Genomic DNA, 25,012 nt, shown 5'->3' with positions numbered 1-25,012 from the left:
TCCCCGCCCATGGGGATGTCTGCATATTTGCGTGGCCTGCGCAAGCACGTCGGGCACGAGCTCGTGCTCCTGCCCGGCGTGTCGGCCGTCGTGTTCAACGATGCCGGGGAGCTGCTGCTCGGGCGGCGCAGCGACACCGGGACGTGGTCGCTGCTGGCCGGGATGGTCGACCCCGGCGAGCAGCCGGCCGACGCGATCGTGCGCGAGGTGCGCGAGGAGGCCGGGATCGAGGTCGCGGTCGAGCGGATCGCGGGTGTGGCGATGCACCCGGTCACGTATCCCAACGGGGACCAGTGCGACTACCTCAACGTGTGGTTCCGCTGCCGGCACGTGTCCGGGCAGGCGCGGGTCAACGACGAGGAGTCGCTGGACATGCGATGGTTCCGGCCGGACGCGCTGCCGCCGATGGAGGCGTTCGCGCGGCTGCGGATCGAGCAGACGCTGCGGGACGAGCCCGGGGCCTGGTTCCTCGCCCCGGGCTCGTCGCATCCCGCGATCGCGCCCCGCAACGCCGTGTGAAAGGCGATGCCCCAGGTCCAGCTGGGGCCGCCGGTGGCGCCGATCACGGTCGCGGCCACGGCCGGGCCGGGGCGGCGCGCCGCCCCGGCCCGGGGATGCTCACCCGGGCGCGCGGAGGCCCTTTGGTGCACCCTCGCCGGCGCGACCGTCGCCGGGCGGCCCGCGACGGTCCCGCGGCCCTGGCGGGCCTGCTCGCGGCCATGACCGCGAACGTCGACGAGCGCAATCGGGCAGACCGGGCGGGTAACCGAAACCGGGCGCAACGCAATACGCTCCAGGCGTGACCGACGAGCAGCGCGACGACCCCACCGCGCAGGCCCACGGCGAGCTGTCCCTGGCCCGGATCGCGCTCGCCGACGGCGACCTCGAGCACGCGGCCGGTCACGTCGCCGGGGCGATCGCCTGGGCCCCCGGGCTGCCCGAGGTCCACGAACTGCTCGCCGCCATCGCCGCCCGGGCCGGCGACGAGGGCGCGATCGCGCTGTTCCCGGTCGAGCAGCCCGCGTTCATCGGCGCCGTGGTCGCCCGTGCGCACCTGCAGGGCCGGCACGACCCGATGGGCGGGCTGCGGATGCTCGCCCAGGCCACCCGGTTCGAACCCGCGCAGCCGTGGGCCGACGTGAGCTGGGTGCGGGCCCTGGAGCCGCGCCGGCTCGACCCCGACGACCTCGCCCGGCTCCTCGTCGCGGTGATGCCCGGCCTTGGCGACCCGGCCCAGCCGGAGGTGGCCCGGGCCAACGAGGTGTATCTGGACCTGGCCCGCCGCGCCTGCGCCGCGCACCCGGGCAGCGCGCTGCTGCACGGCGCCGCGGCCGGGCTGGGCCGCCGGTTCACCGCGCTGGTGCCGGGCGCGCTGGCCGAGGCGGTGCGGTGGGGAGCCCATGGGCACCGGATCCGGCCCGACAAGCTCACCGCGGTGTGGTACGCCTACGCCCTCAAGGCCGACGGGCGCCTCGAGGCGGCCCTGCAGGTGATGCGGCAGGCGTGGCAGGCCCAGCCGGACGAGGTCGACCTGTGCGCCGACATGGCGAACTGGCTCGCCGAGGCCGGTCGCCTCGACGAGGCCCTGGCGCTGCTCGACGCCGCGATCCGGCGCGCACCGGACTACGACTGCGCGGTGCACACCGCGGCCCGGCTGCGCTTCCAGCGCGACGCCGACGTGCGCCACCTCGTGGGCCTGGTCGACTTCATGCGCGAGCACCCCGTCACCAGCCACGAGCACAGCGACCTCGACGGCGCCTGCCGCGGCCGGTCCTGGCTGGGGATGGTCGACGGTCCCGCCGAGTCCGTCATCAACCTGCTGCACCAGATCCCGCGGGACGACCGGGCGATGGCCGGCACCGCGACCCTCTCGGCCCTCGAGGTGCCCAGCGCGCTGCGGGTGGTGCACCGGGAGCTGCCCGGCCTGCGGCTCACGATCGAGGGGCAGCCGCCGCCGGACATGGTGGCGCCGCAGCGGCCCGGGGGGCGGGTGCTGTGGGAGTACACGGGGCTGGTCGCCTCACCCGCCGTACCGCCGCCGCAGCCCCGCTCGCTCGAGCTGCTGCAGGGTGTCGTCTGGCCGTTCTGGCCCAACCCGGTGGCCGCCTACGACCACGCGCTGCCGCTGGGCCAGCTGCCCGCCGCCGAGCTCGTCGCGCTGCTCGTGCACCCGCCGGCCGCGACCGACCGGCGGCTTCCGGACGGGGTGTGGGAGCGGGCGGCGCAGGCGTACTGCTGCCTCGGCCTGCTGCACTGCGAGGAGCTGCGCGCCGGCGCCGAGCCCGGCGACACCGCCCGGTCGCGGGAGCTGCTGACCGCGATCGCCTACGGCCTCGAGGACTGGATCACCGAGTCGGCGCTCTTCGCGCTCGTCGTGGCCGCGTGGCTGGATCCGGTCTGCCGCCCGGAGGTCCGCGACACGGTCGGCCGCCGCTTCCTCGCCGCGGTGCAGCAGTCCCGGACGCGGGTCGTGACGATCCGCGAGTCCCTCGCCGCGCTCGTGCTGGCCACGCCTGACATGGTGCCGGAGCTCTCGGCCCTGGCCCGCGACCTGCTCAGCGACGACGCGCCGCCGCCGTCGCCGCCGGCGAGGAAGCGGCGCTGGTTCGGCCGCCGATGACACGAAGAGGGCCGGCGCAGCGCCGGCCCTCTTCGTCACGAATGCCCGTTACCAATAGTGCCGGCGGCCGGCGATCGGACGGCCCACCGCACCGAGAATCCACAGCACCGCGCCGACGATGAGCAGCACGATCCCGATCGTCTCGATGATGCCGACGTGCAGGAACAGCCCGACGAGGAACAGGATGAGACCTAGGACGATCATTTTGTCAGCTCCCGGGAGGAGTGGGGGTACCGATCTACGTTGATTTGATTACCCCCACGACCCCGGTCGCCAAACACGAATCACCCGCGACGCCCTCGGCGGGCGCGAATGTAGTCGGAAACGACATACCGCCCGAGGTCGTCGGCGTCGGGCGTGAAGACCCGCCCGCCGTTGCGCCGGGCCACGGCGTCGACGAAGCGGCGCAGGCCCGGGTCCTCGCCCAGCATGAAGAGGTTCAGCACCGCCCCGTACCTCGTGAGGAGGTCGACCTCGTGCACGGTCGCGCGGACCGTGTCGCGGGTGGAGGGCCACATGAAGTACGAGGTGCCGTCCTCGAGCAGATGCGCGGTCGGCTCGCCGTCGGTCACGACGAGCACGACCGGGTCCGAGGCCGGGTGCCGGCGCAGGTGCCGCGCGGCCAGCTTGAGCGCGTGCTGCAGGTTGGTGCCCTGCACCATGTCGGGCTCGACGGCGGCCAGCTGCTCCTGGGAGAGCGTCGATGCGTAGCGCCCGAAGCCGATGATCTGCAGCGCGTCCTGCGGGAACCGGGTCGCCACCAGGTGCGACAGGGCCAGGGCGGCCTGCTTCATCGGGCCCCACCGGCCGTCGGCCATCATCGAGAACGACAGGTCGACGCAGAGCGCCACGGCGGCCGACACCCGCCGCTCGGTCTCGGCGATCTCGAAGTCCTCGACGTCCAGGCCGATCGGCAGGGTCGCCGCGCCGCCCGAGGCCTGCCGGCGCACGGCGTTGCCGATCGTGCGCACGACGTCCAGGGCCTGCTCGTCGCCGTACTGCCACCGCCGGGACGCCCCGGTGAGCTCTCCGGCGGCGCCGGCGTCGCGCAGGTCGTGCTGGCCCTGACGCCCGGCGTGCAGCTGCCCGAAGACGGTCCGCAGCGCGGTGCCGCCCAGCCGCCGCAGCGCCTTCGGGCTCAGCGTCAGCCCCTCGGCGCCCCGGGTCACCCAGCCCTGCCGGCGCAGCTGCTGCTCCAGCTCCCGCAGCCGCCGCACGTCGTCGGCGGCGGCCCGGCCGAGCTGACGCTCGACCGCCTCGACGTCCACGTCGTCCAGCGTCGCGCCGGGGTGCTCCTGGCCGAGCTGGTCGAGCAGGTCGTCGAGGTCGCCGATCTCCTCGAGGGCCCCGGCGGCGTCGCCGTAGCCGAGGTCGTGCTCGCCGCGGACCCGCTCGCCGCGGCCCCAGTTGAGGTTGGGCCGCAGCGCCCGGAGGTTGTCGGTGAGCTCGGCGAACTGCCCGGCCATGTCGCCGAGCGACTGGGACATGAGGTCCTGCAGCTCGGCGCGCTGCTGCGGGCTCAGCGAGCGCATCAGCCGCTCCCCCGCCGCCGCCCGCCGGGCCAGGGCGTCGACCAGCTCGTCGACGTTGGCCGGCTTCTCCGGGAAGAAGTCGCCGTGGCGGTTCATGAACTCGGCGAACGCGTCGTCGGTGTTCTCGCCGCGGGCGTGCTTGGCCAGCAGCGCGTTGAGGTCCTGGAGCATCTCGCGCATCGCCGCCTGCGCCTGCGGGTCGCGCAGCGCCTGCTGCATGCCCTGGAAGCGCTGCTCGACGACCTCCTGGCGGAGCTGGTCGAGGATCTGGTCGTAGAGCTGCCGGGCCTCGGGGGACGTCCAGCTGTACTCGCTCAGCTCGGACACCGCTCTGGCCGTGGAGCGCGGCAGCGCGTCCAGCTGCGCCTCGGCGAAGCGGGCGTCGTCGGTGTCGAGCCGGGCGAGGGCGTCGCGCTCCTCCGCGAGGGCCTGGTCGAGCAGCTGCTGGGCCCGGGTCACGGCCCCGTCGAGCTGGCCCCGGCGCATGGCCTCGCGGCGCATCCGGCGGGCCCGGGCGAGCAGGTCGTCGAGGCCCCGCCCGTCCTGGGGACCGCGGCGCAGCAGGTTGCGCAGGGCGTCGCGCAGGCTGCCGCCCTCCAGCACCTCCTGGCCGACCTGGTCGACGGCGGCCCGCACGTCGTAGGGCGGGGCGAGCGGGTCCGGCCCGCCGCGCCACGCCCCGTAGCGGAACCTGTTGTGGCGCAAGATCAGCCTCCGTAGACGGTGCGGCCGTCGTCGGTGAGGTCCTTCGACAGCCGGCGGGTCAGGTGCAGCCCCTCCAGCGCGAACTCGACGCCGGCGGCGGCCTCGCCGCGGCTGGGCGCGTCGCCGAGCCCGAGCCGGTCGAGCACCTTGGCCAGCCCCGGCACGGTGCCGACCTGCCGCAGGATGTCGTCGGCGCCGGCGAGGTCGCCGGTCTCGATGACCGCGCCCTCGGCGACGAGGTCGGTGAAGCCGGACAGGTCGAGGCCCGCGAGCCGGGAACGGAAGGTGTCCGCGGTCGCCGTCCGCAGCAGGTGCGCCAGGATCTCGATCTCCCGGCCCTCCTCGCCGCTGTCGAACTCGACCTTGCCGCGCAGGGTCGACGTCACCGACTCGGTGTCGCCGATGCGGGCGACGGGCGCGTCCTCGCGCAGCAGCCCGGCACGGCGCAGCGCCGACGCCGAGACGGTCTCGGCGGCGGCGATGGCGAAGCGGGCGGAGACGCCGGAGCGGGCGTCGACCGACGGGGACTCGCGCACGGCCCGGGTGAAGCGGGCCAGGACCTCGATGACGTGGTCGGGGACCTGGGCGACGAGCTGGGCCTCCTGACGTACCAGATCCATCTCCAGCTCGAGGTCCAGCGGGTAGTGCGTGCGGATCTCGGCCCCGAACCGGTCCTTGAGCGGCGTGATGATGCGGCCGCGGTTGGTGTAGTCCTCGGGGTTCGCGCTCGCCACGAGCATGATGTCCAGCGGCAGCCGCAGCTGGTAGCCGCGCACCTGGATGTCGCGCTCCTCGAGCACGTTGAGCAGCGACACCTGGATCCGCTCGGCGAGGTCGGGCAGCTCGTTGACGGCGAAGATGCCCCGGTTGGTGCGCGGGACGAGTCCGAAGTGGATGGTCTCGGGGTCGCCGAGGGTGCGGCCCTGCGCGACCCGGATCGGGTCGACGTCGCCGATCAGGTCGCCGACGCTCGTGTCCGGGGTGGCGAGCTTCTCGCCGTACCGCAGCGAACGGTGCACCCAGTCCACCGGCAGCGCGTCGCCGGCCTCCGCGGCGAGCCGGCGCGAGGCGGGCGTCAAAGGCTCGAAGGGGTGCTCGTTGAGCTCCGAACCGGCGATGATCGGCGTCCACTCGTCGAGCAGGGAGATCAGGCCGCGGATGACCCGGGTCTTGCCCTGGCCGCGCTCGCCGAGGAGCACGACGTCGTGGCCGGCCAGGATGGCGCGCTCGAGCTCGGGCAGGACGGTGTCGTCGTAGCCGACGATGCCGGGGAAGCGCGGCTCGCCTGCACGCAGCCGCTCGAGGAGGTTCTCGCGGAGCTCCTCCTTCACGGTGCGGAAGCGGTGGCCGCTCGCCCGGAGCTCGCCTGCCGTGCGGGGAAGGTCCAGGGGCTGGTCTGGCGTCACTGTCACATCACCGAACCTAGCGCGCCGCACCGGGTTTGTGCGGCGTCCGGCTATCTGCGTTCTGCCTCGCGCAATGCGGCGTCCTGGTCCGCACTGTGGCCCACGGCCTCGGCCATCCCACCGGGGCCGGGCCGGGCGGTGATCAAGTCTCCGTCGTGACCTCCAGCGTCGCCGCCCCGCCGTCCGGCTCCGCGGCCGGCACCTCCGCAGCGCTGACGGGGTCCGCTGGCGGCGCCGACGTCAGCGGCGGCAGGTGGCGCAGCATCCGCAACGACACCGCGGCCAGCCCGGCCAGCACCACCGCACAGACCCCGGCCACCACGTGCAGCCCCGAGGTGGACGCGTCCCGAGCCGCGGCGAGCACCCGCTCCCCCAGCTCACCGGGCAGACTCCCGGCCGCGGCCGACGCCGCCGTCACGTTGTCCCGAACCCCGGCCGCGACGCCACCCGGCACCCCCGCGGGCACGTCGACGAGCGCCCGGTACACCGCGGTCCCGAGGCTCCCGAGCAGCGCGATCCCCAGCGCGTAGCCGAACTCCCCGCTCACCTCGTTCAACGCCCCCGCCGCGCCCGCCCGCTCCGGCGGCGCCGACCCGAGCACGATCCCGGTGGCCAGCGTGACCATCGGCCCCATCCCGAGATTGGTGACCATGAAGGCGACGATGATCGGCAGCGGCCCGGCATCGGCGGGAACGACCACCACGAGCGCGACGCCCACCGCCGACAGCAGCAGCCCGCCCGCGATGAGCCGCCCCTGCCGCACCCGCCGCGCGAGCAGCGGCGAGACCTGGAAACTGGCGGCGGTGGCGATCGCGGCGGGGAGGATCCACAGACCGGCGCTGCGCGGTGACAGTCCGTCGACGACCTGCAGGTGCTGGGTGATGAAGACCATCATGGCGCCGGTGAGCATGGTACCGATGAACATGCCGCCGAGCGCGGTGGCGAACGCCCGGTCGCGGAACAGCCGCAGATCGAGCAGCGGCTCCCGCCGCGCGGTGGGAACCGCTCCGCCTCGGGCCCGGGCAGCGCCCTCCGCACCGGCAACGTGGGCGCGTACGGCTTGCATCCGTGTGTCTTCCACGCGTGCGTCGCTCGCATCGGCATCTTCCGCACGGGCACCGGCGTCATCGCCGACGACAACGGCGCGCGAGGCGGCGGCACGGGACTGCGGGTGCCCGACGGATCTGGCGCTGCGCCGGTCGCCGGCGGCGCCGAGGGCGAGCTGCCGGCGGACGAACACGACGGCCAGGGCGATCCCGGCGAGCAGGGCCACCACCGGGAGCGGCCGCAACCCACCGCGCGCGAGCTCCTTGACGCCGTAGACGAACGGCAGGATCGCCGCCAGCGAGAGCCCGACGCTCGGCAGATCGAATCGACCCGCACCCGGGTGCCGCTGCTCGGGCAGCAGCAGCGGCCCGAGGATCAGCAGGAGCAGCATCGGCGGTACCCCGAGCAGAAACGCCGAACCCCACCAGAAATGCTGCAACAACAATCCACCGACGACCGGCCCGATGACCGCGCCGCTCATGAAGCAGACCATCCACACCCCGATGGCCAGGCCGCGGCGGCGAGGGTCCGGGAAGAGCCCGCTGATCAGGGCCAACGCGGAAGGCGCCAGGGTCGCGCCGGCGATGCCGAGGCCGGCTCGGGCCGCGATGAGCGTGAGCGGCCCGCTGCTGTACGCGGCCACGACCGACGCCGCCCCGAACGCCGCCGCGCCGAGCAGGAGCAGCCGCCGCCGCCCGATCCGATCACCGAGCGTCCCCATGGTGATCATGAACCCGGACAGGAGGAATCCGTACACGTCGAGGATCCACAGCTGCTCGGTACTGCTCGCATGCAGGTCGGCACCGATGCGCGGCATCGCCAGGAGCAGCACGAACACGTCGATCGAGACCAGGAGGGCGGGCAGGGCCAGCACGGCGAGGCCCAGCCAGGGCGAGCGCTGCATCATGCCAACCGGTCGGAGGCGCGCCGCGGGATTCGACATGGCCGCCGAAATTTCCGACCACTGTTGCCGGCATCACCGGTCTGCGCCGGCATGAGCGGCGATCGCGTCCGCGCTGGTGGTGTAGGAGGCGGTCAGCGCTGATCCTGCGAGCGCCACCATGCCACGAAGCACCGGTATGAGCGGCCGTAGCCCCGCCACACGGTCCCGCAAGCGCCACCAGGCCACCGAGCGCCGCCATGAGCGCCGAGGCACCGCCACGGTCCTACGAGCGCCGCCACGTCACCAAGCACCGCTATGAGCGGCCGAGGCACCGCCCCGCTGTCCCACGAAAGGTCTCGCCACCGTGCCGCCCGTCGACGGCGGTGCCGGCCTGGGACGTCAGGCTCCATCCAGGCCGGCGGGCCGGTTGGACCTGCCGGTCGGCGGCGTATCCGGATGAGTGTCGGGTTGTCGTCCGAGGCGGCGGGACGCGCGTGAACATGCTTAGCCTCGGCGGCCGTGAAGAGACTCCTCGCGGTCGAGCACGTACGGGCGCAGCTGCTGCTGATCTACGCGGTCGCGCCGGTGGTCGCCGCGGTCTTCTGGCTGTTCACCGGGGCGGGACCGGCCGCCAGCCTCCTGCCCGTCGCGGCGGCCGTGCTCGTCGTCTGGGGAATCGGGGCGTTCGTGGTGCTGCGGGTGATGGGGCCGCAGCGGTACGTCGAGGAGATGGCCGAGCTGGAGGCCGGCCGCGGCTGGGTCAGGTGGAGCTACGACGAGGCCCAGTGGGCGTCCGTCGTCGCGGCCGAGCGCGCCCGCCAGCAGCGGCTCAACCAGCCCACCTTCGTCGCGCTCGGTGTCGCCGGCGGCGCGGCCGTCGTGGTCGCGCTCGTGACCTGGGCGGTGTCCACGCTGTTCGCGGTCCTCGCCCTCCTGGTGCTCGTCGGCGCCGCCACGTGGCTGGTGCTGTGGCTCGGCGGCGGCGGGCCGGCGGCGCGGCGCGCCCGCGCGGGAGAGGTGCTGATCGGGCGGCTCGGGGTGCTGCGGCGCCCGGGCACGTATGCGGCGTTCGCGCCCACCGGGGCGCTGACCGGCGTGGAGCTGGTGGGCACGGCGCCGATGCGGATCGTGTTCACCGCCACGCGGTTGGCGCCGTCGCCGTGGGCCCACTGGATTCGGGAGCAGATGGCCGACGTCGTCGTGCCGGCCGGGCGGGTGGACGAGGCGCGGGCGCTCGTGGAGCGGTTCCACCGGGAGGTGCTCAGCCGACGGTAGGGCCGTGCTGCACGGGCCCGTCGAGGGCGGCCAGGACCTGACCTCAGCCGGACCGGGACTGAGCTTCGGGGTGGCCGAGGCGTGTGTGGTGCCGCTCGGCATCGCCGGGGCCTGGGTGGCCGCCGCCGACCCGGCCACCACCCATCCGGGTCGGACGGACGCGAATGTCCTGAGCAGCCGAGCGCCGCAACGGTGGGGTCCACAACGTGCTGATGGTCGATGGAGACGACTTGGTACGCGATCATCGGGACGCCGTCATGGTGGCGGGCAGGCGAGGGAGCGAGGAAGTCCGTGTCCTGGCTGTTCATCGTGGGTAGCGATTCGTGGCGCATTATTGCATTACCGTTTATTGGTAATCCGCTAATTCGAGGACCGTCGCTCTGCGTAGTCGAAAGGCCCAGGCGCGCCGGAACAGCGTGCGCGCCCGGGCCGGCAAGCAACCCTGCCCGCCATCATCGTCAATCCTGAAAGCGCACGTCCAGCCACGACGTGAAGCCGTGCCAGGTGGCGGTCGGGTCGTGTCGCCGGTAGTACTCCCCCGCCGCCTCACTGCCCAACCGAACCACCGCCCCGACCGCACACGCGATCACCGCCGTCACCGTGATGCCCTGCTGCGCCGAGTACCACATGGGGAGCAGCGGCTGCAGATGCTCCAATTGCTGCTGGTTGTCCGGCAGCAGCACCGCGTCGGGGCTGTAGACGACTCCGAGCAGCAGCGAGACGGTCACGAGCAGCAATGCCCAGCGCACGATAGCGCGCGTGTACGGAGTCCGCCTCGGCACCGCCATCGCCGTGCCCGACAGCAGCGTCCCCAGGCCCGTGGCCAGGATCGTCGCGCCGGTCAGGTGCACGTAGACGGCCTCGATCACCATGGCTTCGATGCGCGTCCACGGGCCCAGGGCGTCGACCAGGCCGCCGTATCGCAGCAGCAGGAACCCGGCCGCCGCGGCCTGGCCGAGTTCCAGCGCGGCGCACGCCGCCACCAGCCGGAAAGCCACCCGCACGGGATGCACACGCCGACGGTACGACGGGATAGGGCAGGATGGAGCCGACGTTTCGTAACGAAGGAGTCAAGCGCATGACCCTGAGCAAGCCTGAAGTGACGCTGCCGGATGGTCCGCCGCCCGCCGATCTGGTCATCGAGGACATCACCGTGGGTGATGGGCCGGAGGCCGTGGCCGGTCAGCAGGTGAGTGTCCACTATGTCGGTGTGTCGCTGTCGACCGGCAAGGAGTTCGACGCCTCCTGGAACCGCGGGGGTGCCTTCGAGTTCGGCCTCGGTCGCGGTCAGGTCATCACCGGCTGGGACCGTGGCGTGGCCGGCATGCGCGTCGGCGGACGTCGCAAGCTCGTCATCCCGCCGCACCTGGGCTATGGCGACCGCGGCGCGGCCGGCGTGATCAAGCCCGGCGAGACGCTGGTGTTCGTCGTGGACCTGCTCGGCACCAAGTAGCCGGGCGCCGCTCGGCACCATGTAGCCAGGCCCTGCTTGGCACCAAGTGAGCCGGCCCTCATCGGCGGCAACTGAGCCGGGCCCTCCTCGGCACTGAGCGAGCCGGGCCGAATTGCCCGGCGAACTGGACAAAACGGGCAAAAACGCCAAACCTGGCAACGGCGCCGCACAAGTCGCCCAGCGAGGACGCCAAGCGGACAAGCCGAGCGGACAAGCCGCCGGGCAACGACGCCACACCAGTCGCCCAGCGAGGACGCCAAGCGGACAAGCCGCCGGGCAACGACGCCACACCAGTCGCCCGGCGAGGACGCCAAGCGGACAAGCCGAGCGGATAAGCCGAGCGGACAAGCAAGGCGAATCAGCCGAGCGAAGTGGCGAGGCGACCGAGCCAGGTGCGGCGGCGAGGCGAATGCGCCGAGCGAAGTGGCCAGGCGAGTGAACCGGCGAGGGCGCCGAGGAAGTCGCCACCCACGGAGCCGGGGAAAACGCCGGCCAACGGCGTCGAATCAGCGCCAACGCAAAGCCACCGGCCAGGCAACAATCGCCGGAAGCGGTGCGAACACCACGCCGAACCCGCCCGACCCCGGCCGATCGACACCCACGGGCGAAAGCCCGTGGGCCGGCCCGAACCACGCGAGCCGCGAGAACACCAGGCAGCCAACGCGTGCAGCGGCGAGCGCATTCCCGGCTGGCGGGACAAATTTCCCACAGCCGGGCATGCGGAAATTCACAGCCGTCCCACAGCACACACCGCAGATCGAGATGCGAAGCTAGACCATCGGCGGCGGGCCGATGAGCGGGGCATACGAAGGGGTGTGCAGATGACGATGCAGTCGGCGGCACCGCGGTCGAAGCGGATCCTCATGGTGGGAGCACCGGGCGCCGGAAAGGGCACGCAGGCCAGCGCGATCGCGAAGCAGTTCGGGATCACGCACATCGCCAGCGGTGATCTGCTGCGCAAACACATCGCGGACGGCACGACCATCGGCAAGACCGTCGAGGACATCGTCAACAAGGGCGAGCTGGTCCCCGACGCCGTCATCATGGACATGCTGCGCAAGCCGGTGATGGCCGCGAGCGAGACCGGCGGCTACGTGCTCGACGGGTTCCCGCGCACGGTCGAGCAGGCCGAGGCCGCGTACCGCACCGCCGGCTCCCTCGGCGTCGGCGTCCAGATCGCCGTGCACCTCGAGGTGCCCGAGGAGGAGCTCATCCGCCGCCTGCTCGAGCGGGCCCGCGGCGCCGACGACACCGAGGACGTGATCCGGCACCGGATCAAGGTCTACGAGGAGAAGACCCGCCCGCTGCTGGAGTACTACTCCTCCCGCGAGCTGCTCATCCAGGTCAATGGCGCCCGCCCGGTCTCCGAGGTGACCTGGTCGATCATCGTGCAGCTCCAGCGCGCCCTGAAGCGCCCCAACAAGCACACGAGCGGCATCGCGCACAAGAGCCAGGCCACCGCCGACAGGGCGGTGGCCTGACCGCCAGGGCCGCGAAGATCACGCACACAAGTCAGGCCACCACCGGCCGGGCGGTGGCCTGACCACAGGTGTTTTACGAGGCCAGCGCCGCGGACACCACGCCCTGCGCCTCAGACTGGATCTCGGCGAGATGCTCGGGGCCCTTGAAGGACTCCGCGTACACCTTGTAGACGTCCTCGGTGCCGGACGGGCGGGCCGCGAACCAGCCGGACTCCGTGACGACCTTCAGGCCGCCGATGGCGGCTCCGTTGCCCGGGGCCGCCGTCAGCTTCGCGGTGATCGGCTCGCCGGCGAGCGACGTGGCCGTGACCTGCGACGGCGACAGCTTCCCGAGCACCGCCTTCTCCTCGCGCGAGGACGCGACGTCGAGCCGCGCGTACGCCGGCTCCCCGTGCCGCGCCACCAGGTCCCGGTAGTGCTCCGACGGCGTGCGCGACGTGCGCGCCAGGATCTCCGAGGCCAGCAGGCACAGCAGGATGCCGTCCTTGTCGGTGGTCCACACCGACCCGTCGCGCCGCAGGAACGACGCCCCCGCGCTCTCCTCGCCGCCGAACGCGACCGAGCCGTCCAGCAGCCCGGGCACGAACCACTTGAAGCCGACGGGCACCTCGAGCAGGGTCCGCCCGAGATCCGCGGCCACCCGGTCGATCATCGAGGACGACACCAGGGTCTTGCCGATCGCCGCGCTCGACGGCCAGCCCGAACGGTTGCGGTACAGATAATCGATCGCGACCGCGAGGAAGTGGTTGGGGTTCATGAGCCCCGCGTCGGGCGTGACGATCCCGTGACGGTCCGCGTCCGCGTCGTTGCCGGTGGCGACCTGATACTCGCCGCGCCGCCCGATGAGCGAGGCCATCGCGTTCGGTGACGAGCAGTCCATCCGGATCTTGCCGTCCCAGTCGAGCGTCATGAACCCGAACGCCGGGTCGACCACGGGGTTGACGACGGTCAGGTCGAGCTTGTAGCGCTCCCCGATGTACGCCCAGTAGGCGACGCTCGCCCCGCCGAGCGGATCGGCGCCGATGCGCACCCCGGACGCGGCGATCGCGTCGAGGTCGATGACGGAGCCGAGGTCATCGGCGTAGGAGGCGAGGAAGTCGTACCGCTGGGTCGTCTCCGCCGCCAGCGCCCGCGCGTAGGTGACGCGCCCGACCCCGGCCAGGCCGCCGCGCAGCAGCTCGTTCGCGCGGTCCTGGATCCACTTGGTGACGTCGGTGTCGGCCGGCCCTCCGTTGGGCGGGTTGTACTTGAAGCCGCCGTCCTCGGGCGGGTTGTGCGACGGGGTGACCACGACGCCGTCGGCGCCCCGGTGGCGGTTCGTGAGGATCGCGTGCGACACCGCGGGCGTGGGCGTGAACCCGTCCCGGCTGTCGATCAGCACCGTGACCCCGTTGGCAGCGAACACCTCCAGCGCGCTGACGGTCGCGGGTTCGGACAGCGCGTGGGTGTCGCGACCCAGGAAGAGCGGGCCACGGTACCCCTGGGCAGCCCGATAGTCGCAGATCGCCTGGCTGGTGGCGACGATGTGGTCCTCGTTGAACGAGCCGCGCAGGCTCGAACCGCGGTGACCGGAGGTGCCGAACGCGACCTGCTGGGCGGGGTCGGCCGGATCGGGGTGGACGGCGTAGTAGCTGGTGATGAGCCGCGGCACGTCGACGAGGTCGGAGGGCTGCGCCGGCTGCCCTGCACGGGGATGGACGGACATAGGCCATACGTTGCCACGAGCCGTCCGGCCGCACACGCCAGACCCGCCTAAGATCGCGGCATGACCTGGATCGCGCCCGACCCGCCGCCGTTCGGCGGTTCACTCGTCGCCGACGAGCGGACCCTCCTCGAGGGTTGGCTCGACTGGCAGCGCGCCGTGCTCGTCGGCAAGTGCACGGGGCTGACCGGCGCCGAGCTCGCCGAGCCGGCCGTGCCGCCCTCGACGATGTCGCTGCTGGGGCTCGTGCGCCACCTCACCGACGTCGAGCGGGAATGGTTCCACGCCCGCTTCCACGGGCGCCCGATCCAGTACACCTATCGCCGCCCGGACGCGAAGGACGCCGCGTTCGACGAGGTCGATCCGGCCCACGCCGAGCGGGACTACACCCGGCTGATCGACGAGTGGCGCTCCTCGCGGGCGTCGGTGGCCGGCAACCGGCTCGACGACGCGTTCGAGGACGACCAGCGCGGGCCGATGTCGCTGCGGGCGGTGTACCTGCACCTCATTCAGGAGTACGCGCGCCACAACGGCCACGCGGACCTGCTGCGCCAGCGCATCGACGGCGAGACCGGCTGAGCGAGCCGGGCGAGACCGCCCGAGCGAGGCCGGGCGAGGCCGGGCGAGACCGCCCGGGCGGGATCGGGCACCGCCCGGGCAGAGCCGTGCGAGACCCGGGCACGGCCCTGCGCGGGCAGCGCCCGATGCCGGCCGGGCCCGCGGCGGGCGGGCCCAGCCGGGCCGTCCGTCATCCCTTCCGGCGGGTCATCATCCCCGGCCGCATCGCGGCCAGCCCGAGCAGGGCCGTGATCACGCCGACGATGACGTTGCTCACGATCGTGCCGCCCGTGGCGTAGCCGCGCTGGATCACCCACGGCGTGACGATCGTCCACACGCCGAGCACCACCGGCACCCAGGCCAGGCCGTGCGAGCGGCCGTAGGCGACGGCGAAGCTGTACGCGAGGCCGGCGATCGCGAGCCCGCAGATGAAGTTGTTGACGGACAGGTTCGCCTCGAAGGGCGAGAACCCCACCACCCACGGTGACACCGCGAGGTAGAGCCCCGCGAGCATCAGGGCACCGTCGGTCACGCGCGCGGCGGGTGTCTCCGACACCTGGTCGTAGTGGGCGCGCAACCCGGCGATATCCGGATGCCCTTCGAGGTCTGCGATGGGTCGGACCATGACGACCCCCTTCCGGTCGGATGAGGGAGGACTAACCCGAAACCTGTGGAACTAACACCGCCGGGCGGCCGAACTATCAGCGGACCGGACGCGGCGGGGCGGCGCTGCAGACGCCCTGCTCCGCCGCGTCCGGCTGGTTTCGCGTGGGAGCCGCGAGTGGGGGTTCGGCATCACCTCCATGGTGGTCGATGGGTGCGGTGACCGTAGCGCCGCTTGTCCCGGGAGCGCTCCCATGCCAGAATCCTCGTCACCTCGCGGATGGGAGCCGCCGGGGCACTGCCAGCAATGCCGTTGCCACCCAACGCCATTGCGTTTCGCGGTGCCCGCCCCCCGGTTCGTAACTTTCACGAGGAGCGAGATGTCCACACCCCAACGCGCGCCGAAACGCCGGCTCCGCGCGTTGGCCGTCGGCGCGCTGATCGCCGGCAGCTTTATTGCCCTGCCGGCCGGCACCGCCCATGCCGCGACCGGCTGCTCGGTGGTGTACACCGTGCGCAGCCAGTGGCCCACCGGCTTCACCGGCGACCTGGTCGTCACCAACCTGGGTGACGCCCTGACGAGCTGGAACGTCAGCTGGACCTACGCCGGCAACCAGACGCTCACGCAGAGCTGGAACGGCGACTTCACCCAGTCCGGCAAGAACGTGACCATCAAGAACGCCGCCTGGAACGGCAACCTGCCCTCGGGCGGGACGGTCAACCCCGGATTCAACGCCAGCTACAGCGGCACGAACACGAACCCGACGAGCTTCTCGCTCAACGGCACCCCGTGCACCGGCCCGAACACCGCCCCGACCGTGTCGCTGACCGCCCCGGCGGCCAACACGCGCTACTCGGCCCCGGCCTCGATCGCGATGACCGCCTCGGCCACCGACCCGGACACGGGCGACTCGATCGCGAAGGTCGAGTTCTACCACGACGGCCTGCTGCTGGGCACCGACACCACCGCCCCGTTCACCTACACCTGGACCGGCGTGCCGGCCCAGACGGCGGCGTACAGCCTGCAGGCGAAGGCCTACGACAGCAAGGGCGCGGTGGGCACCTCCACCGCGGTGCCGGTCTACGTCGACCCGGTCACCGGGCCGTCGATCGTCGCGACGCCCACCACGCTGACGGTGCCCGAGGGCGGCTCCACCCCGCTGTCGGTCAAGCTCAACCAGGCCCCCACGTCGAACGTGACGGTCGCGGTCGCCCGCACCGGGGACACCGACATCACCGTCGCGCCCGCGTCGCTGACGTTCACCACCGCGAACTGGAACACCGCGCAGACGGTGACCGTCTCGGCGGCGCAGGACGCGGACTCGGCCAACGGCACGGCGACGCTCACCCTCAGCGCCGGCGGCTGGCAGCCGGCCACCGTCAGCGCGATCGAGAGCGACGACGACGTGGCCGGCGGCGTGTACGTGCAGCGCTTCCTGGAGCAGTACAACAAGATCCACGGCAACGGGTACTTCTCCTCGGAGGGCGTGCCCTACCACGCGATCGAGACGCTCGTCGTCGAGGCGCCCGACTGGGGCCACGAGACGACCTCCGAGGCGTTCAGCTTCTGGATCTGGATGGAGGCGCAGTACGGCCGGGTGAAGGGTGACTGGGCCCCGTTCAACAAGGCCTGGGACACGATGGAGAAGTACATCATCCCGACCCACGCCAACCAGACGACCGGCGGCTACAACCCCAGCGACCCGGCCGACTACGCGCCGGAGGCCGACCAGCCCAGCCTGTACCCGCAGCAGGGTGGCCACCTCGACTCGTCCGTCAAGGTCGGCGTCGACCCGCTGTACAACGAGCTCGTCTCGACGTACGGCAACTCCGACGTGTACGGCATGCACTGGATCGAGGACGTCGACAACGTCTACGGCTACAGCTCCTGCACGCCGGTGGCCGGCTCGAAGGTGTCGTTCATCAACACCTACCAGCGCGGCCCGCAGGAGTCGGTGTGGGAGACCGTCGCCCACCCGTCCTGCGAGACGTTCGCCTACGGCGCCAAGCAGAACGGCGGCTACCTGCCGCTGTTCATCGACGGCACCCCGGCGAAGCAGTGGCGCTACACCGACGCCCCCGACGCCGACGCCCGCGCGGTCGAGGCGGCCTACTGGGCGCTGCAGTGGGCCACGGCCCAGAACAAGCAGGCCGACGTGGCCGCGACCGTCGCCAAGGCGGCGAAGATGGGTGACTACCTGCGCTACGCGATGTACGACAAGTACTTCAAGAAGCCGGGCTGCACCTCGGTCAACTGCGCGGCCGGCACCGGCAAGGACTCGGCGGCCTACCTGCTGTCGTGGTACTACGCCTGGGGCGGCGACGCGGGCGGCCAGTGGGCGTGGCGCATCGGCTCCAGCCACAACCACCAGGGCTACCAGAACCCGCTCGCGGCGTGGGCGCTGTCCAACGTCTCGGCGCTGACCCCGAAGTCCCCGACCGCGAAGGCGGACTGGCAGACGAGCCTCGGCCGTCAGCTGGAGTTCTACCAGTGGCTGCAGTCGTCCGAGGGCGCCTTCGCCGGCGGTGCGACGAACAGCTGGGGCGGCAGCTACTCGGCCCCGCCGGCCGGCACGCCGACGTTCTACGGCATGGCCTACGACGCGCAGCCGGTGTACCACGACCCGCCGTCGAACCAGTGGTTCGGCTTCCAGGCCTGGTCGATCGAGCGCGTGGCGGAGTACTACTACGCGACCGGCGACGCCAAGGCCAAGACCATGCTCGACAAGTGGGTCAGCTGGGCGATCGCGAACACCACGTTCTCCTCGAACGGCGACTTCCAGATCCCGGACACCCTGTCCTGGACCGGCGCCCCGGCCACCTGGAACCCCTCGAGCCCGGCCGCGAACACCAACCTGCACGTGTCGGTCGTGAGCAAGGGCACCGACGTCGGCGTGGCCGCCGCGTACGCGCGGCTGCTGACCTACTACGGCGCCAAGGCGAACGACACCTCGGCGAAGACGACGGCCAAGAAGCTGCTGGACGGCATCTGGCTGCACACCGACGCGCAGGGTGTCGGCATCCCGGAGACCCGGACCGACTACAACCGCTTCGACGACGTGTGGTCCTCGTCCAACCAGCAGGGCCTCTACATCCCGCCGGGCTACAGCGGCGTCATGCCCAACGGTGACGTGATCGCCCCCGGCAAGTCCTTCCTGGACATCCGCTCCTTCTACAAGAACGACCCGAACTGGCCGGCCGTGCAGTCGTACCTCAACGGCGGCCCGGCCCCGACGTTCACGTTCCACCGGTTCTGGGCCCAGTCCGACATCGCCATGGCGATGGCCGACTACGGCCTGCTGATCGGCTCCTGATCGAAGGGCGCCCCGCCACCCGGCGGGGCGCCCCCCTTCGACGCGCCGGAGAACGCCGGCACGGCCGCCGCGTTCGCGCACGTCCGCGACGATATGCTGGCGACGCTCGCCGGCCCGGCGCGGACCGCGCCGCGGCTGCCCGGCGGGCCGGTGGACGCCGTGCCCGTCTCGCGGTCGGTGTCCGTCGCCGGCAGCGTGGAGGTGCTCGTGCACACCTGGGACCCGGCCCGTGCCGCCGGCGGCGACGAGACCCCCGGCCCGGCGCAGGCCGCCCCCGTGCACGCCGCGGCCGAGCCGTTCGCGGCCGGGCTGCTCGCCACCGGCGCCTTCGGCCCGCCGTTGCCGCCGCCCGCCGGCGCGGACGCGCGGACGAGGGTGCGCAGCTTCCCGGGCCGGCGCGGGTGACCCGGGACGAGCTGCTCGCGCACTGCCTGGCCAAGCCCGGCGCCTGGGAAGACCAGCCGTGGGACGGCGACGTGGTGGCGAAGGTCGGGCCCAGGATCTTCGCGTTCGTCGGCTCGCAGTCCGTCGGGGTCAAGTGCGCGCCGAGCCGTGAGGCGGCCGACGAGTGGCTGCACCGGTACCCCGGCGACGCCTCCGTCATGGCCTACATCGGCCGCTCCGGCTGGAACACGCTGCGCCTCGGCGGCGCCATCGCCGACGAGGAGATCCTCGAGGCCGTCGACGAGTCCTACCGCTGGGTCGTGTCGAAGCTGCCGAAGAAGGACCGCCCCGCGCCGTGAGCACGGTGAGGACCGCGAGCGCCGTGAGCTCAGAGGTCGTAGGCGCTGAGCGTGCTCCCGGCGGCCACGCACAGCCGCGAGCCCGACCCGGCGAGCCTGAACGCGTTCGGCTCGTCGAGCTGCGTGTCGCGCCGCCCGGTGACCGGGTCGACGATCGCCACCCCGTCCGTCGTCGCCACGAACACCCGGTCGCCGGCGGCGATGATGTCGGCGAAGTCCCAGTCGAAGCTCCACCGCTCGGCCCCGCCGTCCGGGTCGAGGCCGGTCAGCGTGCCGTTCTCGTGCACCGCGACGATCCCGCGCCCGGTCAGCAGCGGCGCGCCGTCGGCCAGGAAGCCGCCCGGGGCGTCGTACTGCCAGCGCACCTGCCCCGACGCGGCGTCGAAGGCGTGCACGGACTCGTTGCGGTACAGGTAGTCGTCGTCGACGTAGCGCATCCCGAGCGCCACCACGAGCGGCCCGAGCACCACCGGGCGCCCGAACACGTGCCCCTCGGGCGCCGCCACGCCCCACTTGCGCGCCCCGGTCGCCGCGTCGTGGGCGGCCAGCTCGCGCGCGGCGGCGAAGATCGTGCCGCCCGCGGCGAGCAGGTCGAACGGGCCGTCGCCGGCCTGGACCGGCTGCCGCCACGCGTCCGCCGCGCCCGAGAAGCCGAGCAGGCCGCGGCCGGTGCCGTCAGAGCCGTCGGCGACCGTGACGACGGCGCCCCGCTCGGTCAGGACCAGGTCGCCGACGTACCCGGCGAACGCCCGCTGCCAGCGTTGCGTGCCGTCGCCGAGGGCCGCCACGCGCACCTGGCCGGCGCCGCCCTCCTGGGTGCGCAGCGCGAACGCGTCCCCGGCGGCCCGGATCGGCGCGTCCCCGGCCCGGCTGGTCTGCACCGTGTTGCGGCCGAGGTCCTGCTGCCACCGCACCGCCCCGTCGCCGGCCCCGTAGGCGGTCAGCGTCCGGCCCAGGGCGAGCAGCGTGTCGCCGGCGAGCAGCAGCGCGTCGGGCTCGTCGGGCAGCGGCACCCGCCAGCGCCGCCCGGCCGGCACGGCCCCGGGCGCGGCCGGCCCGTCGTCGTCGCGGAAGCCGTACCACGTCACGGCACCCCCGACCGCGAGCGCTGCGGCCCCGGCGGTCGCGGCCCGCAGGAAGGTGCGGCGGTTCATCGGGCGATCGTACGGCCGCCCGCGCGTCGAATCCGCGCCGCCCCGTTCGTCGTCTCCATGACCGCAACCGTTCGAGATGGGATGCCGACCATGGCGAAGTACCTCCTGCTGATCTACGGCGACGAGCAGCGCTGGGACGCCGAGACCGCCGCGGAGCGCGCGGCGAAGGACGCCGGCCACCGCGCGTTCGCCGCCGCGGCCGGCCCGGGCCTGATCAGCGGCCACGAGCTGGAGACGACCGCGACCGCGACGTCGCTGCGCGCCACCACCGGTGCGCGGCCCACGCCGACGGACGGGCCGTTCCTGGAGACGAAGGAGGCCATCGGCGGCTTCTACGTCATCGAGGCCCCCGACCTCGACGCGGCGCTGAGCCTCGCGTCGCGGCTGCCGGAGCTGGCGTCCGGGCACGGCGGGGTGGAGATCCGCCCGATCGTGGACCATGGGTGACGGTCGCCGAGGCCATCGTGGACCATGGGTGACGGTCGCCGAGGCCATCGTGGACCACGGGTGACGGTCGCCGAGGCCGTGGAGCGGGCCCACCGTGAGCAGTGGGCCCGCGTCCTGGCCGCCACCGTCCGGCTCACCCGCGACCTCGACCTCGCCGAGGAGTGCGTCCAGGACGCGTACGCCCGGGCGCTGCACACCTGGCCCGAGGCCGGCGTGCCCGAGCGGCCCGGCGCCTGGCTGACCACCGTCGCGCGCAACCGCGCCCTGGACCGGCTGCGCCGCGAGTCGCACCTGCGCCGGATGCTGCCGCTGCTCGTCACCGACGAGATCGCCCCGCCCGCCGACGACCGGCTCGGCCTGGTGCTCATGTGCTGCCACCCGGCCCTGTCCCGCGACGCCCAGGTCGCCCTCACGCTGCGGCTGGTCGGCGGGCTGTCCACGGCCGAGGTCGCGCGGGCGTACCTGGTGCCGGAGCCGGCCATGGCCGCCCGGATCACCCGCGCCAAGCGCAAGATCGCCGCGGCCCGGATCCCGTTGCGCGTCCCCGGCCCCGCGCAGCTGCCGGAGCGGGTCGCGGCCGCCTGCGAGGTCGTCCACCTCGTCTACACCACCGGGCACACCGCCCCCGGCGGCCCCGGGCTGCAGCGCGCCGACCTGGCCGACGGGGCGCTGGCGATCGCGCGGATGCTGCGCCTGCTGCTGCCCCGCGACGCCGAGGTGGCCGGCCTGCTCGCGCTGCTGCTGCTCCTCGACGCCCGCCGGGACGCCCGCACCGGCGCCGACGGGCGGATGCTGCTGCTGGCCGAGCAGGACCGCACGCGATGGGACGCCGGCCGCATCGCCGAGGGCACCGCGCTGCTCGGCGAGGCCCTGCTCCGGTCGCCGAGCCGGTGGGCCGTGCAGGCCGCGATCGCCGCGGTCCACGCGGAGTCCCCGAGCTGGGAGGCGACCGACTGGCCGGAGATCTGCGGGCTGTACGACGTGCTGCTCACCCTGTGGCCCTCGCCCGTCGTGCGGCTCAACCGGGCCGTCGCGCTCGGCTTCCGCGACGGGCCCGCGGCCGGGCTCGCCGCGCTGGAGCCGCTGCTCGCCGAGCCCGCCCTCGCCGGGTACGGCTACCTCGCCGCCGCCCGCGCGGACTTCCTGCGCCGGCTCGGCCGCACCGCCGACGCGGCCCTGGCCTACGAGGAGGCGATCGCGCTCACCGCGAACGACGTCGAGCGCGCATTTCTGACTCGGCGCCTCGCCGGGCTGGCAAGCAACGGATAATCGTCGCGAAACGTCTGGTGCAGTGCACGGTGCACCAACCCCGACGGAGGAGCCTTGACGAGCATGTCCCGCCGCCGCCTGATCGGCGCCGGCCTGGCCGCGGTGGCGACGGGCCTGCTCGCCCGCGATGCCGTCGCCCCGCACCGGACGCCCGCGAGCATGGCGACGGCGCCGCCGCCGGGTCTGCGCCCGCCACCGGCGAAGCCGTCGCCCTCCCCCAGCCCGTCGCCGAGCCTGGCGCCGCTGAGCCGTCCGGTCTACACCCTCAAGGAGTTCCGCCAGGTCGTCCCCGGCCCCGACTTCCCGCCCGACGCCGTGGCCCTCACCATCGACGACGGCCCCCATCCGGCCTGGACGCCCGAGGTGCTGCGGCTGCTCGATCGCTACCACGTGCCGGCCACGTTCTGCCTCATCGGCAACCAGATCCTCGGCCACGAGGCGGTCGCCCGCAGCGTCGTCGCGGCCGGGCACCACGTCGCCAACCACACGTGGAGCCACCCGGCCCAGCTGTCCACCATGGCGCCCGAGCACGTGCAGCAGGAGCTCGACCGCGCCCAGGAGAAGATCCACGACGCCACGGGGCACACGCCCACGATCTTCCGCGCGCCCGGCGGCACCTGCTCCCCGGCCGTGTTCGGCGCCGCGGCGAAGCGCGGGATGATCCCGGTCAACTGGGATCGCGACCCCCGCGACTGGACCAAGCCGGGCACGTCGGCGATCACGAACAAGCTGCTCGCGGCGACCGCGGGCGACATCCTGCTGTGCCACGACGGCGGCGGCGACCGCTCCCAGACGTGCGCCGCGCTGCGCACCGTGATCCCGGCGCTGCAGGCCCGCGGCCTGCAGTTCGTCCTGCTGGGCGCCCAGCCCTGAAGGGTGGGGCCGGGCGCCCAGGGCACCCCGGGTTCAGCTGGAGGCGCGGCGGACGGCGGCGCGGGCCGCCTCGGGCGTGTCGGCGGCCAGCGCGGCCTTGGCGATCTGCCGGCACTCCTCGAGCGTGTGCGCGGCCAGGGACTCGCGCACGGCCGGGATGCTGCGCGGGGCCATCGACAGGCTGGAGATGCCCAGCCCGGTGAGGACCAGCGCGAAGTCCGGGTCGGCCGCGGACTCCCCGCACACGCCGACCGGCTTGCCGGCCTCGAGGCCCGCCGTCGCGCAGGCGGCGATGAGCGCGATCAGCGCCGGCTGCCACGGGTCGAGCAGCTCCGCGAGGTCACCGGCCATCCGGTCGGCGGCGAAGGTGTACTGACTCAGATCGTTCGTCCCGAGGCTCAGGAAGTCCACGCCGCGCAGGATCGCCGGGGCCCGCAGCGCGGCCGCCGGCACCTCGATCATCACGCCGGCGGTGGGCAGGCCGTGCGCGCGGCACGCCTCGGCGAACGCCGCGGCCTCGGCGGCGGTCGCGACCATCGGCGCCATCACCCACACCTCGGCGCTGTTCGCGGCCGCGGCGGTGGCGATCGCGGCGAGCTGGGTGGCGAGCACCTCCGGCGAGCGGCGGGCCACGCGCAGGCCGCGCACGCCCAGGGCCGGGTTCGGCTCGTCGGCCATGCGCAGGAACGGCAGGGGCTTGTCGGCGCCGGCGTCCAGGGTGCGCACCACGACCTTCTTGCCGGGCAGGGCCGCGAACACCGCGGAGTACGCCGCCACCTGCTCCTGCTCCGAGGGCGCGTCGGCGCGGTCGAGGTACAGCAGCTCCGTGCGGAACAGCCCCACCCCCTCGGCGTCGCTCGTCAGGTCGCGGGCGGAGCCGACGTTGCCCAGCAGCGCGACCGGGTGCCCGTCGGCGGTGCGGCCCGGGCCCTGCGCGGCGGCGCGGCGGGTGCGCAGCTCGGCGGCCGCGGCGTTGACGGCCGCCGCGTCCGCCTCCGACACGCCCACCGTCACGGTGCCCGACGCGCCGTCGAGCGCGACGAGCGTCCGGTCGGCCACGTCGGTGATGCCCGTGCAGCGCACCGCGGCCGGGATGCCCAGGGCGCGGGCCAGGATCGCGGTGTGGCTGGTCGGGCCGCCCTCGGCGGTGACCAGGCCGAGCACCACCGCCGGGTCCAGGCCCGCGGTGTCGGCCGGGGCCAGGTCCCGCGCGACGAGGATGAACGGGTGCCCCGGCGACGGGATGCCCGGCATCGGCAGCCCCAGGCAGGCGGCGACGAGCCGGTCACGCAGGTCGTCGAGGTCGCTGATGCGCTCGGCGAGGTAGCCGCCGGCCGCCTCGAACGCCGCCCGGTGCTCGGCCAGGGCCGCGGCGAGGGCGTGCGGGGCGGGTGAGCCGGCGTCGACCGCCGCGTCGGCCGCGTCGGTCAGCATCTCGTCGGTGGCCATGAGCACCTGGGCCCGCAGCACCTCGGCGACGGTGTCCTCGGCCGCGGCGTCGGCGCGGCGGCGCAGCTCCGCCGCGACCGCCTCGACCGCGGCGCGCACCCGCGCCTTCTCCGCCCCGGCGTCGGCGACGGGCGTCGGGGCGGGCAGGGCCGGTGGGGGCGCCAGGTGCAGCACCGGGCCGGCCGCGCGGCCCGGGCTCACCCCGATCCCCGCCAGCTCAGGCATCGGGGGCGTCCAGGTCGCGGGCGAGCAGCTCGGCCAGCGCGTCCAGGGCGGCCTCGGCCCCGTCGCCGCTGGCCTCGAGGGTCACTTCCGTGCCCTGCTTGGCGCCGAGGGACAGCACCCCCAGCATGCTACGGGCCGGGACCGGCTTCCTGGCCCCGTTGGTGCTGATGGTCACGGGCACGGGTTGCTTCGCCGCGGCGGCGACGAACAGGGCGGCGGGGCGGGCGTGCAGGCCGCTGGCCGAGCCGACGACGACGGTCCGGGTGGGCACGA

The 25,012-nt window shown here is 73.6% G+C and carries 22 protein-coding genes; 12 read left to right on the top strand and 10 right to left on the bottom strand.

Going from position 1 to position 25,012, the window contains the following annotated elements; translation table 11 throughout:
- Window positions 1-9 precede the first annotated feature (9 nt).
- Together ACQP2P_RS23875 and ACQP2P_RS23870 are read left to right on the top strand one after the other, a co-directional pair.
- On the top strand, window positions 10-519 hold the full coding sequence (locus ACQP2P_RS23875) for an NUDIX hydrolase (protein WP_433604154.1): 510 nt from the start codon (window positions 10-12) through the stop codon (window positions 517-519).
- Window positions 520-799: 280 nt separating this feature from the next.
- Entirely contained in the window at window positions 800-2,620 is a 1,821-nt protein-coding gene (locus tag ACQP2P_RS23870; protein WP_433604152.1) for a tetratricopeptide repeat protein, read from the top strand.
- 48 nt (window positions 2,621-2,668) lie between these two features.
- Here ACQP2P_RS23870 and ACQP2P_RS23865 read toward each other — a convergent pair whose 3' ends face one another.
- The 4 genes from ACQP2P_RS23865 to ACQP2P_RS23850 form a co-directional block, all read right to left on the bottom strand.
- Window positions 2,669-2,824 carry a DUF6131 family protein gene (locus ACQP2P_RS23865; RefSeq protein WP_223092164.1) on the bottom strand — a complete coding sequence of 52 codons (156 nt, stop codon included), beginning with the start codon at window positions 2,822-2,824 and terminating at the stop codon, window positions 2,669-2,671.
- A gap of 80 nt (window positions 2,825-2,904) precedes the next feature.
- Complete coding sequence (locus ACQP2P_RS23860) at window positions 2,905-4,857, bottom strand: vWA domain-containing protein (protein WP_433604149.1); 1,953 nt, start codon at window positions 4,855-4,857, stop codon at window positions 2,905-2,907.
- A gap of 2 nt (window positions 4,858-4,859) precedes the next feature.
- Window positions 4,860-6,269 carry a sigma 54-interacting transcriptional regulator gene (locus ACQP2P_RS23855; RefSeq protein ID WP_433604147.1) on the bottom strand — a complete coding sequence of 470 codons (1,410 nt, stop codon included), beginning with the start codon at window positions 6,267-6,269 and terminating at the stop codon, window positions 4,860-4,862.
- A 136-nt stretch (window positions 6,270-6,405) separates the two neighbouring features.
- Complete coding sequence (locus ACQP2P_RS23850) at window positions 6,406-8,217, bottom strand: MFS transporter (RefSeq protein ID WP_433604145.1); 1,812 nt, start codon at window positions 8,215-8,217, stop codon at window positions 6,406-6,408.
- A gap of 495 nt (window positions 8,218-8,712) precedes the next feature.
- On the opposite strand from ACQP2P_RS23850, the gene ACQP2P_RS23845 reads away from it, so the two are divergent.
- Window positions 8,713-9,468: a hypothetical protein gene (locus ACQP2P_RS23845; RefSeq protein WP_433604143.1), complete on the top strand. Its 756-nt coding sequence runs from the start codon at window positions 8,713-8,715 to the stop codon at window positions 9,466-9,468.
- A gap of 458 nt (window positions 9,469-9,926) precedes the next feature.
- Here ACQP2P_RS23845 and ACQP2P_RS23840 read toward each other — a convergent pair whose 3' ends face one another.
- Window positions 9,927-10,481 carry a hypothetical protein gene (locus tag ACQP2P_RS23840; RefSeq protein WP_433604141.1) on the bottom strand — a complete coding sequence of 185 codons (555 nt, stop codon included), beginning with the start codon at window positions 10,479-10,481 and terminating at the stop codon, window positions 9,927-9,929.
- Between the two features lie 65 nt (window positions 10,482-10,546).
- On the opposite strand from ACQP2P_RS23840, the gene ACQP2P_RS23835 reads away from it, so the two are divergent.
- A complete protein-coding gene (locus ACQP2P_RS23835) occupies window positions 10,547-10,921 on the top strand; it encodes an FKBP-type peptidyl-prolyl cis-trans isomerase (RefSeq protein WP_433604139.1) in 375 nt (124 codons plus the stop codon).
- A gap of 821 nt (window positions 10,922-11,742) precedes the next feature.
- Entirely contained in the window at window positions 11,743-12,402 is a 660-nt protein-coding gene (locus ACQP2P_RS23830; RefSeq protein ID WP_433604137.1) for an adenylate kinase, read from the top strand.
- Window positions 12,403-12,475: 73 nt separating this feature from the next.
- Here the strand turns inward: ACQP2P_RS23830 and pgm are convergent, their stop codons facing one another.
- The gene (pgm, locus tag ACQP2P_RS23825; protein ID WP_433604135.1) at window positions 12,476-14,107 is read right to left on the bottom strand and encodes a phosphoglucomutase (alpha-D-glucose-1,6-bisphosphate-dependent); all 1,632 of its coding nucleotides are present in this window, start codon (window positions 14,105-14,107) and stop codon (window positions 12,476-12,478) included.
- A gap of 60 nt (window positions 14,108-14,167) precedes the next feature.
- Between pgm and ACQP2P_RS23820 the strand changes: the two genes are divergently transcribed.
- A complete protein-coding gene (locus tag ACQP2P_RS23820; RefSeq protein WP_433604133.1) occupies window positions 14,168-14,683 on the top strand; it encodes a DinB family protein in 516 nt (171 codons plus the stop codon).
- 169 nt (window positions 14,684-14,852) lie between these two features.
- Here ACQP2P_RS23820 and ACQP2P_RS23815 read toward each other — a convergent pair whose 3' ends face one another.
- Complete coding sequence (locus tag ACQP2P_RS23815) at window positions 14,853-15,287, bottom strand: SPW repeat protein (RefSeq protein ID WP_433604131.1); 435 nt, start codon at window positions 15,285-15,287, stop codon at window positions 14,853-14,855.
- Between the two features lie 358 nt (window positions 15,288-15,645).
- Between ACQP2P_RS23815 and ACQP2P_RS23810 the strand changes: the two genes are divergently transcribed.
- From ACQP2P_RS23810 to ACQP2P_RS23800, 3 genes are all read left to right on the top strand, one after another.
- Window positions 15,646-18,579, top strand: a complete 2,934-nt coding sequence (locus tag ACQP2P_RS23810) for a glycoside hydrolase family 48 protein (RefSeq protein ID WP_433604129.1) — start codon at window positions 15,646-15,648, stop codon at window positions 18,577-18,579.
- A gap of 93 nt (window positions 18,580-18,672) precedes the next feature.
- Entirely contained in the window at window positions 18,673-18,984 is a 312-nt protein-coding gene (locus tag ACQP2P_RS23805; RefSeq protein ID WP_433604127.1) for a hypothetical protein, read from the top strand.
- Entirely contained in the window at window positions 18,981-19,322 is a 342-nt protein-coding gene (locus tag ACQP2P_RS23800; RefSeq protein WP_433604125.1) for an MmcQ/YjbR family DNA-binding protein, read from the top strand. The genes ACQP2P_RS23805 and ACQP2P_RS23800 overlap by 4 nt, the downstream gene beginning before the upstream one ends.
- A 29-nt stretch (window positions 19,323-19,351) precedes the next feature.
- Here the strand turns inward: ACQP2P_RS23800 and ACQP2P_RS23795 are convergent, their stop codons facing one another.
- Window positions 19,352-20,476, bottom strand: coding sequence for a PQQ-binding-like beta-propeller repeat protein (locus tag ACQP2P_RS23795; protein WP_433604123.1), 1,125 nt, complete (start codon window positions 20,474-20,476; stop codon window positions 19,352-19,354).
- Window positions 20,477-20,566: 90 nt separating this feature from the next.
- Here ACQP2P_RS23795 and ACQP2P_RS23790 point away from each other — a divergent pair, with 90 nt between their 5' ends.
- The 3 genes from ACQP2P_RS23790 to ACQP2P_RS23780 all read left to right on the top strand — a co-directional run bounded on the left by ACQP2P_RS23790 (window position 20,567) and on the right by ACQP2P_RS23780 (window position 23,065).
- Window positions 20,567-20,923: a YciI family protein gene (locus ACQP2P_RS23790; protein WP_433604121.1), complete on the top strand. Its 357-nt coding sequence runs from the start codon at window positions 20,567-20,569 to the stop codon at window positions 20,921-20,923.
- 60 nt (window positions 20,924-20,983) lie between these two features.
- Window positions 20,984-22,192 (top strand): RNA polymerase sigma factor, encoded by a 1,209-nt coding sequence (locus ACQP2P_RS23785; RefSeq protein ID WP_433604119.1) that lies wholly within the window; start codon window positions 20,984-20,986, stop codon window positions 22,190-22,192.
- A 63-nt stretch (window positions 22,193-22,255) separates the two neighbouring features.
- Window positions 22,256-23,065, top strand: coding sequence for a polysaccharide deacetylase family protein (locus ACQP2P_RS23780; protein ID WP_433619229.1), 810 nt, complete (start codon window positions 22,256-22,258; stop codon window positions 23,063-23,065).
- A 33-nt stretch (window positions 23,066-23,098) separates the two neighbouring features.
- Here ACQP2P_RS23780 and ptsP read toward each other — a convergent pair whose 3' ends face one another.
- Window positions 23,099-24,739: a phosphoenolpyruvate--protein phosphotransferase gene (ptsP, locus tag ACQP2P_RS23775; protein WP_433604117.1), complete on the bottom strand. Its 1,641-nt coding sequence runs from the start codon at window positions 24,737-24,739 to the stop codon at window positions 23,099-23,101.
- Window positions 24,732-25,010, bottom strand: coding sequence for an HPr family phosphocarrier protein (locus ACQP2P_RS23770; RefSeq protein ID WP_433604115.1), 279 nt, complete (start codon window positions 25,008-25,010; stop codon window positions 24,732-24,734). The genes ptsP and ACQP2P_RS23770 overlap by 8 nt, the downstream gene beginning before the upstream one ends.
- Window positions 25,011-25,012: the final 2 nt, after the last annotated feature.

Origin of the sequence: Dactylosporangium sp. CA-139114 (assembly GCF_050955725.1) — a bacterium.
Lineage (GTDB): Bacteria > Actinomycetota > Actinomycetes > Mycobacteriales > Micromonosporaceae > Dactylosporangium.
This window is presented reverse-complemented; position numbering and strand designations above follow the sequence as displayed.

What these genes read in the sequence shown, in the direction of transcription:
- ACQP2P_RS23835 (WP_433604139.1), top strand. Translation starts at nt 10,547, where the DNA reads ATGACCCTGAGCAAGCCTGAAGTGACGCTGCCGGATGGTCCGCCGCCC.
- ACQP2P_RS23780 (WP_433619229.1), top strand. Translation starts at nt 22,256, where the DNA reads ATGTCCCGCCGCCGCCTGATCGGCGCCGGCCTGGCCGCGGTGGCGACG.
- ACQP2P_RS23795 (WP_433604123.1), bottom strand. Translation starts at nt 20,476, where the DNA reads ATGAACCGCCGCACCTTCCTGCGGGCCGCGACCGCCGGGGCCGCAGCG.
- ptsP (WP_433604117.1), bottom strand. Translation starts at nt 24,739, where the DNA reads ATGCCTGAGCTGGCGGGGATCGGGGTGAGCCCGGGCCGCGCGGCCGGC.
- ACQP2P_RS23865 (WP_223092164.1), bottom strand. Translation starts at nt 2,824, where the DNA reads ATGATCGTCCTAGGTCTCATCCTGTTCCTCGTCGGGCTGTTCCTGCAC.
- ACQP2P_RS23850 (WP_433604145.1), bottom strand. Translation starts at nt 8,217, where the DNA reads ATGATGCAGCGCTCGCCCTGGCTGGGCCTCGCCGTGCTGGCCCTGCCC.
- ACQP2P_RS23875 (WP_433604154.1), top strand. Translation starts at nt 10, where the DNA reads ATGGGGATGTCTGCATATTTGCGTGGCCTGCGCAAGCACGTCGGGCAC.
- ACQP2P_RS23820 (WP_433604133.1), top strand. Translation starts at nt 14,168, where the DNA reads ATGACCTGGATCGCGCCCGACCCGCCGCCGTTCGGCGGTTCACTCGTC.
- ACQP2P_RS23830 (WP_433604137.1), top strand. Translation starts at nt 11,743, where the DNA reads ATGACGATGCAGTCGGCGGCACCGCGGTCGAAGCGGATCCTCATGGTG.
- ACQP2P_RS23805 (WP_433604127.1), top strand. Translation starts at nt 18,673, where the DNA reads ATGCTGGCGACGCTCGCCGGCCCGGCGCGGACCGCGCCGCGGCTGCCC.
- ACQP2P_RS23790 (WP_433604121.1), top strand. Translation starts at nt 20,567, where the DNA reads ATGGCGAAGTACCTCCTGCTGATCTACGGCGACGAGCAGCGCTGGGAC.
- ACQP2P_RS23815 (WP_433604131.1), bottom strand. Translation starts at nt 15,287, where the DNA reads ATGGTCCGACCCATCGCAGACCTCGAAGGGCATCCGGATATCGCCGGG.
- ACQP2P_RS23810 (WP_433604129.1), top strand. Translation starts at nt 15,646, where the DNA reads ATGTCCACACCCCAACGCGCGCCGAAACGCCGGCTCCGCGCGTTGGCC.
- pgm (WP_433604135.1), bottom strand. Translation starts at nt 14,107, where the DNA reads ATGTCCGTCCATCCCCGTGCAGGGCAGCCGGCGCAGCCCTCCGACCTC.